The organism is Pontibacillus sp. HN14 (genome assembly GCF_021129245.1).
In the GTDB taxonomy this organism is placed as follows: Bacteria; Bacillota; Bacilli; order Bacillales; family BH030062; genus Pontibacillus.
This window is the reverse complement of sequence record NZ_JAJOLR010000002.1, coordinates 1-12,801: the sequence shown is the minus strand read 5'-3', so window position 1 is coordinate 12,801 and position 12,801 is coordinate 1. Positions and strand designations below refer to the sequence as shown.

8 protein-coding genes and 1 pseudogene are annotated in these 12,801 nt (G+C 42.5%); 4 read left to right on the top strand and 5 right to left on the bottom strand.

The window, feature by feature from the left end:
- The first annotated feature begins 7 nt into the window (after window positions 1–7).
- From LQ226_RS09335 to brnQ, 3 genes are all read left to right on the top strand, one after another.
- Window positions 8–1,084, top strand: coding sequence for an AI-2E family transporter (locus LQ226_RS09335; RefSeq protein WP_231417628.1), 1,077 nt, complete (start codon window positions 8–10; stop codon window positions 1,082–1,084).
- Between the two features lie 198 nt (window positions 1,085–1,282).
- Window positions 1,283–2,479: an MFS transporter gene (locus LQ226_RS09330; protein ID WP_231417627.1), complete on the top strand. Its 1,197-nt coding sequence runs from the start codon at window positions 1,283–1,285 to the stop codon at window positions 2,477–2,479.
- Window positions 2,480–2,833: 354 nt separating this feature from the next.
- On the top strand, window positions 2,834–4,189 hold the full coding sequence (gene brnQ / locus LQ226_RS09325) for a branched-chain amino acid transport system II carrier protein (RefSeq protein ID WP_231417626.1): 1,356 nt from the start codon (window positions 2,834–2,836) through the stop codon (window positions 4,187–4,189).
- A gap of 39 nt (window positions 4,190–4,228) precedes the next feature.
- Here brnQ and LQ226_RS09320 read toward each other — a convergent pair whose 3' ends face one another.
- From LQ226_RS09320 to LQ226_RS09305, 4 genes and pseudogenes are all read right to left on the bottom strand, one after another.
- Entirely contained in the window at window positions 4,229–4,396 is a 168-nt protein-coding gene (locus tag LQ226_RS09320; RefSeq protein ID WP_231417625.1) for a hypothetical protein, read from the bottom strand.
- Window positions 4,397–4,554: 158 nt separating this feature from the next.
- Window positions 4,555–6,411: a cation:proton antiporter gene (locus tag LQ226_RS09315; protein WP_231417624.1), complete on the bottom strand. Its 1,857-nt coding sequence runs from the start codon at window positions 6,409–6,411 to the stop codon at window positions 4,555–4,557.
- A 270-nt stretch (window positions 6,412–6,681) separates the two neighbouring features.
- The gene (locus LQ226_RS09310) at window positions 6,682–7,629 is read right to left on the bottom strand and encodes an NADP-dependent oxidoreductase (RefSeq protein ID WP_231417623.1); all 948 of its coding nucleotides are present in this window, start codon (window positions 7,627–7,629) and stop codon (window positions 6,682–6,684) included.
- Window positions 7,630–7,975: 346 nt separating this feature from the next.
- Window positions 7,976–9,487: pseudogene (locus LQ226_RS09305) on the bottom strand (BCCT family transporter); the annotation flags it as partial.
- Between the two features lie 361 nt (window positions 9,488–9,848).
- On the opposite strand from LQ226_RS09305, the gene recQ reads away from it, so the two are divergent.
- Entirely contained in the window at window positions 9,849–11,636 is a 1,788-nt protein-coding gene (gene recQ, locus LQ226_RS09300) for a DNA helicase RecQ (protein WP_231417622.1), read from the top strand.
- Between the two features lie 250 nt (window positions 11,637–11,886).
- Here recQ and LQ226_RS09295 read toward each other — a convergent pair whose 3' ends face one another.
- A complete protein-coding gene (locus LQ226_RS09295; protein ID WP_231417621.1) occupies window positions 11,887–12,534 on the bottom strand; it encodes a hypothetical protein in 648 nt (215 codons plus the stop codon).
- Between the last annotated feature and the right edge of the window lie 267 nt (window positions 12,535–12,801).

Sequence of the window (12,801 nt, the reverse complement as noted above, 5' to 3'; positions counted from 1 at the left end):
GTCATGAATGTACCATAAGAAATGGTTCCAAACCTTAGTGGGTATCATTTTGGTTTGTTTGCTATTTTGGCTATTGAAACATATTGAATATGTATACGAGCCGATCTTTACATACATAGGGGCTATCGCCTTTCCTGTTATTGCGGCAGGCGTCCTCTATTATATTTCCAGGCCGGTTGTCCATCTATTAGAGAGGTACCGTGTACATAGAATTCTAGCGATCTTCTTCGTGTTTATCTTATTCGTCCTGATTGTATATTTGATCGTGACGTTTATTGCTCCGATTGCACAAGAACAATTTACACGATTTGTAGATAATCTACCTGCGATGATTCGCGAAGTGGAAGGCATTATCGACTACTGGCAGAGTAATCAAGTCATCATTCCTGATCAGTTCTCATCTGCCATCACCGACGCTCAAAATGAACTGTTTTCGAGAGCCCAAGAGATTACAGGAGCTCTTACAACATTCGTGATCGGGATGGTTACTTCCCTTGTCCAGTTCTTATTCTTGCTGATCCTCGTTCCGTTTTTCCTTTTCTATATGTTAAAGGACGGAGAGAAACTGCAACCATTTCTGGCCAAGTTCTTTAAAGATAAACGTGCTGCAAGCTTAACACGTTTGTTTAAGCGAATTGATCACACATTGTCCTCCTTTATTCAAGGACAGTTGACTGTTAGTTTCTGTGTAGGAGTCCTATTGTTTATCGGATATACCATCATTGGATTACAATACTCCTTATCACTGGCCCTCTTCGGTATGGCCACAAACGTCATTCCATTTGCCGGCCCTTATCTGGCGGTCATCCCGGCCATATTGGCTGCTTTCTTCCAGGATCCGTTTATGATTTGGTATGTCATTATCATCATGATCGTAGCTCAACAGATTGAAGGGAACTTAATATCTCCTAATGTAATGGGGAAAGCACTAAGCATTCATCCCCTCACAATCATTACGCTGATCTTAGCCGCAGGAAGCATTGCAGGGTTTATTGGCCTGCTCTTTGTCATTCCGTTTTATGCGGTAGTGAAAACGATTATTGGTCACTTTTATGAAGAAACATTTGATGCGAGAGAGCTTTAAACAGGAACCGAGTGTGGTAAGGAACCACACTCGGTTTCTTTGTTTAATCGAGCAAGAATTGGAGGCATGAAGGTTCGCCCCTTCGGTAATAGAAAAGCTTGGCAGATTGCTCAGGGTCCTTTAGGAGCCCTTTTCGATTCCCTTTGTTAAAATGGACTTATTCAACACATACTACAACTCGAGGAAAGAAGGGGTAACGTGACGAATCAACCAGAGAAATTATGGAACTCATCCTTTATCTTTTTAATTCTAGCCAATTGGTTTACTTTCATGAGCTTTCAAATGCTCATCCCGACTTTACCTCCATACATGGAAGAGCTGGGCGGTTCGAAGTTTCAAGTTGGACTCGTGACCACACTATTTTCGATTGGGGCTATCCTGAGCAGACCATTTATTGGACACCTCTTGCAAACGCAAACGAGAAAGCGGCTTGTAGTCTTAGGTTCTATCTCTTTATTAACCATCACCTTACTCTACTCATTCACAACAGCCGTACTGGTCTTTTTAGCTTTCCGCTTTATTCATGGATTAGCTTGGGGTTGGTCTTCTACGACAAACGGAACCGCTGCGGTGGATTTGGTTCCTAAGAAACGAATAGGGGAAGGAATGGGGTACTTCGGACTGAGTGTCACGATTGGCATGATTATCGCGCCAAGTCTTGGCATTTACCTCTATCAGAACTTCTCTTTTCCAGTCCTTATTTATACTTCTGTAAGTTTAGGGACCATTTCTTTAATCCTGTTTACACTCACCCGGTTCAGAACTCCTGAAAATATTAAGAATAAGAGTTTGAAGGATGAACCATTCACATTTTGGGGATCAATGATCGAAAAGCGGAGCTGGTTTCCTGCTATGATCTCTTTCTTTAACACGTTCGGGTACGGGTCTATTGTAACGTTTATCGTTATTTTTGGTCAGGAACAAGGCATCGATCAAATTTATTTATTCTACCTTTTTAATGCCGTGTTAGCCACGATTATGAGACCTATTACAGGAAAATGGTTTGATCGTAAAGGTCCATGGCTCTTGATTATGGTCTGTTCTGTCCTCGCATTTGCTGGTATGTGGACGATCGCCCTTGCCGACAACTTCTACTACATCATTGCAGCCGGAATTCTTTTTGGGGCCGGATTCGGTTCTATGATGCCCGCCTTTCAAGCCTGGGTCATTTCAAAGACCACACAGGAACGAAGCGGAATTGCAAACGGGATGTATTATTCGACCATTGATCTTGGGATTGGACTAAGTGCCCTTCTTCTTGGATTCATCTCGAATTACGTAGAAACGGCAACCCTTTTTAAAATTTCAAGCGCCTCTTTCATTATCGTTTTATTCTTAACTTTCTTTGACTATCAGAAGAATAAAGATGTAGAGTGGGAGAGCGAACAGAGCTAGTTCCTCTTCCACTTTTACCGCTTCTGTCTAAAATTGTTTATAATTTCTAAATTTTTTAATAATTAAAATTGACAGCCTATACGGGATGTTGTTACGATTACATCAGATTTTGGAGACAGTTTTGACGATTCATAAAAATTTGTCGAAACTTTCGATTCAACTGTTGCATCAATCAACATTTATGTAGTAAACTATTTTATGTTTTTGCCGTTACCATTAAGCATTTTGCTTATTTCTACACTTTGGTCTGAATTTTCGAAAAATTTTGTCATATGGAAACTGTAACGGTTTTCTGACTCGTTGGAAGCAATCAGCGAGATCCCAATCTACACCTATATGAGAGGAGAACCATATATGACGAAAAAAGATACCGTAACCATAGGCTTTATGCTCTTTGCCCTATTCTTTGGTGCAGGGAATTTAATTTATCCACCACAACTTGGTATAGAGGCTGGATCTTCATACTGGTCTGCCATTGCTGGTTTTATTATTACAGGCGTAGGCCTTCCGATATTGGCAGTTACTGCTATTGCCTTTGTAAATGATGATGCGAAAGCACTTGGAAGCCGTGTTCATCCATGGTTTGGATTGATCTTTACATCTCTGATTTATTTAGCGATTGGTCCATTCTTTGCTATTCCTCGTGCAGCTAACGTAGCTTACGAAACAGGGATCAAACCTATGGTCGGTTCCGCCGGTGAAGGTTCGTCTGCGTTATTGATTTTCTCTATTATTTTCTTTGCTTTGGTATTTTGGATTAGCTTGAACCCATCTAAGATTGTAGACCGAATCGGTCAATGGTTAACTCCGATTCTTCTTATCGCTATGGTGGCCCTGAGCATCGCGAGTTTCCTAACGTTTGATGCTCCTATGCAAGAGCCAACAGGCAAGTATAGTGCTGCACCGTTTTTTGAAGGGTTCCTTGAAGGTTACCTTACAATGGATGCCATTGCAGGTCTTGCCTTTGGAATTATCGTTGTGACGGCTTTAAAAGAACGCGGAGTCACAGATCGTAAAACAACGATTAAACAAACCATTAAAGCAGGCTCTGTTACGGCTATTGGCTTAATTGTTGTATATGGCTCCATCGGGTGGATGGGAGCTAAGATGGCTTCTATGGGCTCTTATGCAAATGGTGGGGAGATTTTAGCGGACGGAGCGAACATGTTATTTGGCTCATTCGGCGCATTATTGCTTGGTACCATTGTAGCCCTGGCATGCTTCACAACGTGTATTGGACTAACTGTAGCTTGTTCTCAGTTCTTCTCAAACACCTTTAAGAGCGTTAAATACACTCACGTTGCCATCGTGTTCACATTAATTAGTTTTGGATTAACAAATATGGGATTAAGTCAGATTATCGCTTACTCTGTTCCAGCCCTTGTGTTCATCTATCCGTTAGCGATTGTATTGATTGTATTATCATTCTTTCACAAATTATTTAATGGCTCGAAACATGTCTATCGCGGGGCTCTTATCTTCACAAGTGTGATCGCCATTTACGATGGTCTAGAAGCATTCAACGGAGAAGAAATTACAGCCTTTAAGAACGCTCTCGACTTCCTTCCACTCTTTGCAGAAGGTCTTGGTTGGGTTATTCCAGCAGCTGTAGGTGCCTTAATCGGAGGGGTCATTGAATTCGTTGCCTTCTTTACTAAAAAAAAACGTAACTTAGCTGTCAAAGACACAAGCTATAAAGCTTCTTCCTAATAAAAAGCCTCAATTCCCTTCTGGAGTTGAGGCTTTTCTTTATTGTTCTGGATCTATATCGTTGTTCGTAAGGGCCCAAATTTGTTGTTTGTGATATTGTAGCAGTTTATAAAAATGGTCAAAAAGTGGCTGATCCAAGTGCTGATATTGGCGTGCCAACTGCTCAAAAATAATCGCTTGACGCGAGTGAAAGTCAAGATCCTGCATATCCTCTCCTCCTCATCTTTTCTACACCCATTTATCATATGTATCCATCAGCTTATCTAATACCACATTTCTTGTTGTTTCTTATTATTAGAAACCAACCCACAGAAAATAAAAAAAGAGCATCGATTGCGTTCACAATCCATGCTCTCTTCCTTGCTTTATTTATTTTCGGAACTCTCGTTTTGCTGTTCATTCAACTTACTTTGGATCTTCTTAAACTCTTTACTTGGAGGCATCAGACTGACTAACACATCCCCACTCTCACCTTTTGGTTGAGATTTGTGAGTGTAGAACACAATCTTGCCGGAAGGTTTAAGGATATATAATAGTAGGGTTTCAGGGTGTCGTTCTTCTAGATACTGCGAGTAAGGGTATTGTTCTGTAATATTCGTTTTCCTGAATACGAACCCACCATCAATCTTCTCATTCAGACGTTCCCACGTGGCCTTCTGATTGAAGAGTAAGCGCCCCCCAATCGTATTGCCCATGTCTTGTAGGTCATCTCCACGACTATTGTGAAGGGTTAATTGGAATAAATTATTACGACCGATCTCTGGTACGAATGTGTTACAAACGAGTGCATTGTAAGAGTCCAACTCTGAAGCTGCCACCATATAATCATATGGCGTCATATCAAGATGGTACTCAGTCTGCTCTGAGAGAATCTCTTCCTTCATAAACGGAATGCCCTCTTTCCTAGCTGTCACTAGACGCTGCCACGAAGAGTCCGTAATTAAAACGGGTACCTTCAAATCTTGCAAGGACTTCGCAAGCCCTGTACTGAAGCTTGAAGCACCTACGAGAAGCACACCAGGTTGTCCATCGATTGATAAATCCAACTTCTTCGCAAGCCATCCAATCGAAAATCCGTGGGCACAAACGGTAGCAAATACTAGAGCAAATGTTAGAGAGGTCAGGATTTGCGCATCCTCGAAACCTGCTTCAAGAAGGACATTTGCGAAATAACCAGCAACCGTTAATGCAACAATACCTCTTGGCGCTATCCAACCAACCAGGGCCCGTTCCCCAAAGGATAGGTCCGTTCCGATCGTGGACAACCATATAGACAGAGGACGAACGACAAAGAGCATCAATAGAACAAATGCAATAATCTGAATATTGAAGATCTCCATTAGGGTCTCAACTGTAAGAGATGCTGTTAACATGACAAATATAGCTGATACAAGGAGGACTGAAATGTTCTCTTTGAAATTCCTCATATCCTCAATAGAAGAAATGTGCATGTTGGCAAGTGTCATCCCCATCGCCGTTACAGCCAGTAATCCTGTTTCATGAGCAATCTCATCTGCTAACGTAAAGCAGAAGATGACGACAGCGAACATCACAGGAGACTTCAGGAACTCTGGGACGTGTCCATGTTCAAACATCCAGCCTAACCCCTTACCAAGCACATAACCAATGATAACGGCAAATAGGGAAGCTAAGAAGAACATCAGCAACGCATTTCCTGTTACGTCATCCGCCATAAGAAAATCAATGATTTCAAATGCAAATACAGCAAGCAATGCGCCAAACGGATCGACAATAATTCCTTCCCATTTTAAAATGGCAGCAGGACGCGGCTTTAATTTTGCTTGTCTAAGGAGAGGCAAAATAACGGTTGGGCCTGTTACAATAAATAGCCCACCAATCACGAAAGCTACAGCCCAGGAAAGACCCGCAACGTAGTGAGCGGCTAACGATCCTAATAACCACGCAAGAAACGCTCCAATCGTTACAATACGAAAGACAGGTCGTTGAAGTCCTTTCACTTCTCTGAAATCAAGGCTCAAACTACCTTCAAAGAGAATAATCGCAACAGCAATGGAGACGATCGGAGTAAATAAATCTCCAAAGTCTTCTGCTGGCTGGAGCACTCCTAGTATAGGTCCTACTAACAGTCCTACGATGGACATCACGACAATGGCAGGTATACGGAACCTCCAACCTAGCCACTGTGAACCGACGCCTAATGCGCCTATTAGCATAAAATCAAATAAAATCGAGTGAAACATAGGTTCGCTCCTTTATGATCTTGTTAAGTACATGTATGGATTTCATTATCTTACCCATTCAGTCGTACGGACGATTCAAAAAAACACAGATATAGAAATATTCTATACGCGCATCGGCTATCTGTAAATGATTTGGTCTGTAAAATTATTATGACAATCTTAAGAACGAGGAATGTAAGTGAGAAATTACAGCGATACATTAAGACCGTGAGCACTAAAAAACCCCATTTCCCGTGGGTTATGGGAAATGGGGTTTTAAAATTATTTGATCTAGCAAGCAGAAGGTATCATTTGAATGACAATTTTACCTCTTGCATGGTGGGATTCACTCAGTTCATGAGCATCCCTTAACCCTTGCTCACTAAATGGATATTTGTGACCTACGATTGATTTAACTTTTCCTTCAGAGATCAGGTGCGCAATCTGTTGAAGTTGTTCGCCTTTAGGGTTTAAGAAAACATGCTCTGCTTCTACCCCGTACTCTCGAGCTTTGTCTTCATCTGGCACATCCGTAATGGATACAAGCTTCCCACCCTTACGTAATACCTGATAGCTCTGTTCTTGAATATCTCCTCCAAGTGTGTCGAGCACAACATCAAATTCATCTAGGACATCGTAGAAGTTCTCTTCCTTATAATCAATAAAATGATCCACCCCTAACGTCTTCAGGAGTTCTTCATTTTTACCGCTTGCGGTTGTAGCCACATAAGCACCGGCCCATTTCGCTAGTTGGATCGCATAGCTTCCGACTCCTCCTGAACCTGCATGAATCAGAACCTTATCTCCTTCTTCAACGTTCGCTGCATCAAACAAACACTGCCACGCTGTTAGTCCTGCTAACGGCACTGCAGCGGCGTCTTCAAAACTAAGACGTTCTGGCATATGGGCTAATAGGTCTTGTTCTACAGCTACATACTCTGCATACGTACCGTTTGGCGTGGTTGCAGGGCGGGCAAATACACGATCGCCTACCTGGTAACCATCCACGTTGTCCCCTACTTCTTTAATCGTGCCGGCGACATCCCAACCTAGGATGATCGGGAAGTTCCAATCTAACATCTCTTTTAGATACCCTTCACGAACTTTCCAATCAATCGGGTTAATGGACGTTGTATGGATTTCAATTAGTACTTGATCTTGATTTATTTCAGGCGTTGGAACCTCTTTTTCTTTTAATTGATCTTTTCCACCATATTGTTCAATAACAACTGCTTTCATGATGAATGACGCTCCTTTCTGGAATATCTTCTGTACTGTACCCGGAAATGTTTAGAGCTACGCATGAAAGAGCGAATTGCATCGTTTGGATGGAACGAGTGGCGGGGCCCTGAGTGGGTAGCTTGAGCCGGACTGGCGTGGCTTGAGCCGCCCCCGCACCGATTTGAGCCGTTCTCCCCCTACTTGATCCGTCCACGCTTCTTTTGAGTCGTTATTTTTAGCTCTTGAGCCGTTATGTCAAAATCTTGAGCCGCCGCCACCGCACCGACGTCCCACTCAGTAGCCACATAAAAAAAAGATCGCCCGAAGGCGATCTTTTCATTTAGCGAAGTTTTTGATTCTCATATAGTTCTTTCGAAACTTTTGGTGCTAACCAAAGGATCGGGAAGAGGAAGATGGATACGGGTACGGCTGTTACGACAATAAAGGATTGTAGCGCATTAATCGCTCCATCTCCGCCGCCACCGATAAAGAGAAGGATAGCAGCGATGGCCCCCATTAGGATTGACCAGAATACGCGTAAGGAAACTTTCGGGTCACCTTCACCTGATACTGCCATTGCAATCGTATAAGACATGGAGTCTCCCGTTGTAATAACGAAGATAATCGTTAATAACAAGAATAACGGGGAGATGATGCTTGCAAGTGGCAATTGTTCCGTAATGGCAATCATCGCAGCTGGCATTCCTCCGTTACTTAGCTGTTCAGACACAGAACCTGCTACATCCATTTCGTAGAAGATTCCTGCGCCCCCAACGACTGTGAACCAGAACGTTGTAACAAGCGGAGCAATTACACCGACAGCCATGATAATTTCACGGATGGTACGACCTCTTGAGATACGACTTACCAGAATCGCCATCATTGGCGCATATCCAATAAACCAACCCCAGAAGAATACAGTCCAGCTACCTAACCAAGCTGTGTCAGCTCGGAAAGTACTTAGGGAAATAAAGTTCTCTGCATAGAATCCGAATGAAGAAATGAATTTATCAATAATAAATCCACCAGGACCAAAGATCACTACGAATAAGATCAGGCCAATCGCGAGACGCACATTAAAGCTACTTAGCCACTGGATTCCTTTGTGAATTCCTGTAATAGCTGAAATGGTCGCTACCACGACAAGGCCGATGATAATCGCAAGTTGCGTCGCGAACGTATCCGGGATCCCGAATAACGCTTGGAAACCGTAACTTGCTTGTAGTCCTAAGAATCCAATTGGACCAATTGTTCCTGCTGCAACGGCAATGATGGCTGCCGCATCAACGATCGTACCGATGATACTTGTACGAAGTCTCTCACCAAACAAAGGATAAAGAAGCGTTCTTGGCTTCATCGGCATTCCTTTATGATAATACCCATACATCATAACGATCGCACTTAACGTACCAAGGATTGCCCAAGCTAAGAAGCCCCAGTGCATGAAACTTTGAGCCAATGCAGGCATAACCGCTTCTGGCGTCATAGCTTCAATGCCGCTATTAATAGGAGGTACTGTCATGAAATGATACATTGGTTCAGCAGCGGCCCAGAATACGCCCCCGCCTGCTAACAGTGTAGCCATAATAATGGATAACCATTTGAACGTGTTCATCTCTGGTTTTTCCATATTACCAAGTTTCACTTGACCATATTTTGAAAAAGCTACATAAAGAGCAATTATAAAGTTCAATAACATCAAGACTTGCCAGAACGCTCCGAAATACTTAACGGACCAGGCAAACCCTTCATTAACAAATGTTTTAACAAAATCAAGATTAATAATTCCAGCGATAACGAATGCGACTAGTAAACCGCCACTAATTCCAAAGACGGGCCAGTCTATTTTTGAGGTTTTTTCCTCTTGTTTATTCATTTAGGTTACCTTCTCCTTTGAATTTTTTTTGCCTTTCAAACACAGTGACATACTATCTCATACATAAATAGGTCATGTAAAGGAGGAAACTCAGTTCATTCTGAAGAATAGTATTAGCAAAGCACTCCCCTCCTATGCACAATATGGTCTTTCATCTTTCTCTCCCCGCCACTCATATCCTCGAAACGATTTATCCCTATTTCCCACTTTTTTACGTAATTTTATGGAACTTTACCTTTTTCTTCTTCATTTTCTATTCCCGCCCTTTTTTCATCTATTTCCGCTGCTTCTTTCTCATGGTAAGATGGTACAAGATTTTATTTCGCTTTCGTTTAGTACACCTATAAAGGACGGTTGTCTTATGATGGATCACGCACACCGCGTTTTAGAACAGTACTTTGGCTTCTCTTCGTTTCGATTTGGCCAGGAACCGTTAATTGAACATGCTTTAAATAAGAAGAATGCTCTTGGAATTATGCCAACGGGTGGCGGGAAGTCCCTTTGCTACCAAATTCCAGGTCTTCTGTTAGATGGAACAGCTGTTATCATTTCTCCACTTATTTCCTTAATGAAGGACCAAGTGGACTCTTTGAACTCTCACGGTATTACAGCTACGTACATTAATAGTTCCTTATCATACGAACAACAATCTGAACGGATGTTTGATATTCAAAAGGGGCGATATCAGTTTGTGTATGTCGCACCTGAGCGATTCGATTCGGAAGGATTTATACGCTCTCTTCGGCGCACCCGGTTATCTCTTATCGCATTTGACGAAGCCCACTGCATATCGCAATGGGGGCACGATTTCAGACCTAGTTATCGTTCAGTCGTAGGTCAGATCCAGAAGCTTGGCGAGCTACCTGTTGTAATGGGACTGACGGCCACAGCTACAGAAGAGGTCACAAGAGATATACAACGCCTTCTTTCTATTGAAGATCAACACGTTGTGAATACAGGCTTCTCCCGAGATAATTTACATTTTCAGATTGTAAAAGGAAAAGAGAAGCATGATTTCATTCAGGATTATATTCGAACGAGGCCTAAAGAATCGGGGATCATTTATGCAGCAACAAGGAAAGACATCGATCGCTTGCATCAATGGCTCAGCCGCGAAGGGGTTAAAGTGGCTAAATACCATGCAGGTTTATCCGAGCACGAACGTAAGAAGGCCCAGAACCAATTTATCCAGGATGAAGTGACAGTTATGGTTGCGACTAACGCATTTGGCATGGGGATCGACAAGTCCAACGTACGTTACGTCATCCATTATGCTATGCCTATGAACATTGAGTCCTATTATCAGGAAGCAGGACGCGCAGGACGTGATGGCGAACAGAGTGACTGTATCTTGCTCTTCTCGGCCCGGGATATTCACCTTCAAAAATTTCTCATTGAGCAATCGTTGATGGAAGATGAGAAGAAAACCGAAGAATACCAGAAGCTTCAACAGATGGTGAATTACTGCCATACGGATAAATGCCTTCAGGAATACATGCTGACTTATTTTAAAGATCCATTTGAACATGAACCGTGTGAGAAATGCAGCAATTGCCAGCACACAGGGGTTATAAAAGATATCACAAGAGAAGCTCAAATCATTCTGTCTTGTGTAAAGAGAATGAACCAACGTTACGGTTCAGGACTCGTAGCGAAAGTGCTCAAAGGTTCTAAAAGTCAAAAGGTAAGAGAGACCCATTTTCACACGCTTTCGACGTACGGTCTATTATCGAACTTAAGGGAAAAAGATATTACCCAGATGATTCAATTCTTAGTCGCAGAAGGTTATTTGGCTGTAGAAGATGGAAAGTTCCCGCTTCTGAAACTTACGCAGGAATCATTAACCGTCCTTAAAGGGGAGAGAGCGGTTCAAATGATTATCGAAACTGCTCCAACTACACACAGAGAGACAGACGTAAATGAAGATCTCTTTGAAAAATTGCGCATGTTAAGAAAGCAGCTTGCTGAGGAACACAAAATCCCACCCTATGTTGTCTTCTCGGATGCTACGCTGAAAGAATTTTGTCTGGTGAAACCTCAAAATAAAGCAGACATGCTTCAAGTAAAAGGTGTCGGTGAGAAGAAATTCGAGCAATATGGAGTCATATTCCTTGAAGCTCTTCAAGAAGAAACGCATCAATATTCCTAAACGAATGACTCTGTTATAGTTTAGTGTTGTTATTTTATAGGCTTGTTCAATACCCAAAGCTGAGACATTTAAGTGTAGATGGGGCCGTCTTTATTGAGTGCTTAGGGTGTCTGGGGAACGACTCGCTTTCCCGAACCACCTTACGCTCAGACTAGCGCTAACGAAAACATTCTCACTTTCCGGTGCTCCATATTACAGAACCAAACGAAGAAAACTCCGATTCTGGTTCAGAATCGGAGTTTTCTATCTGCTAGGCCTGCTCAGCTACTTGTTGAACGAATTGATGAATCTCTTCTCTAGAGTAGTGCTCAGGCACACCTGGCTTTTCGTATAAATAGGTTGTAATACGTTCCACATCTGTCGTATAAGCTTCCATAAATCCTCGAATTAACATCGCAAGATAAGGAGTAGATGGCCGAGTGATAGTTTGTTCACTTAGTGGTTTCGGATTGGTAAACGTAAAGATTGGGTACCCTTCTTGATTGCCCGCATGAAGAAGATTGCCATAGTAAGAATCTTCATCAATAACAAGCGATCCTTCGTTTAACACTTGTTCAATATCCACTTCCATATCCTCTACGCCATTTTCCTGGCGGACGACGTCTTCGAATTGCTCTTCTGTAATGAGATACATTCTTCCCCAAGTTTCTGTCTGTTCGTCTTTCACTGTATCAATAAAAGCACCCGCTCCGTCCCAGCGGTCAGACCATCCTGAGAAGTAAAGCTTATAGGGTAAGCTTACAGGGCTATTCTTCAGGGGGAGGGTACAATCCCGGCTACCCACTTCTCTTCTGTTGGACCCAGGTGGTTGCCCTCCTTCAATATAACAGCGGAACCGATTTTCAAATAGGTTTGATCCGAAACTTGCATACCATACGTAGTTGTCTTGCTTGCTCATTATTCTCCACCCTTTTCTGTAATGGTTCTGTTACTAGTTGTTGACTATCATGTATTTTCATATAAATCCTCGTATATATCACGTGAAGCTGAGAATTAACAATCGGGGTGGTCCGTTATGTTTGCTGAGCGCTCGGGCTTGCTCGGGGACCACTCGCTTTCCTACGGGGAGCCGGGAAGCCTCCTCGTTCGCTCACTGAAGTGAACCCCAAATTTAGGACTTCTATTTGTTAGAAATTGTTAGTTATGCAGCTAGTTGATGCTTTTC

Coding starts and splice junctions, on each gene's coding strand:
- LQ226_RS09320 (WP_231417625.1), bottom strand. CDS start 4,396: ATGCAGGATCTTGACTTTCACTCGCGTCAAGCGATTATTTTTGAGCAG.
- brnQ (WP_231417626.1), top strand. CDS start 2,834: ATGACGAAAAAAGATACCGTAACCATAGGCTTTATGCTCTTTGCCCTA.
- LQ226_RS09295 (WP_231417621.1), bottom strand. CDS start 12,534: ATGAGCAAGCAAGACAACTACGTATGGTATGCAAGTTTCGGATCAAAC.
- LQ226_RS09310 (WP_231417623.1), bottom strand. CDS start 7,629: ATGAAAGCAGTTGTTATTGAACAATATGGTGGAAAAGATCAATTAAAA.
- recQ (WP_231417622.1), top strand. CDS start 9,849: ATGATGGATCACGCACACCGCGTTTTAGAACAGTACTTTGGCTTCTCT.
- LQ226_RS09315 (WP_231417624.1), bottom strand. CDS start 6,411: ATGTTTCACTCGATTTTATTTGATTTTATGCTAATAGGCGCATTAGGC.
- LQ226_RS09335 (WP_231417628.1), top strand. CDS start 8: ATGTACCATAAGAAATGGTTCCAAACCTTAGTGGGTATCATTTTGGTT.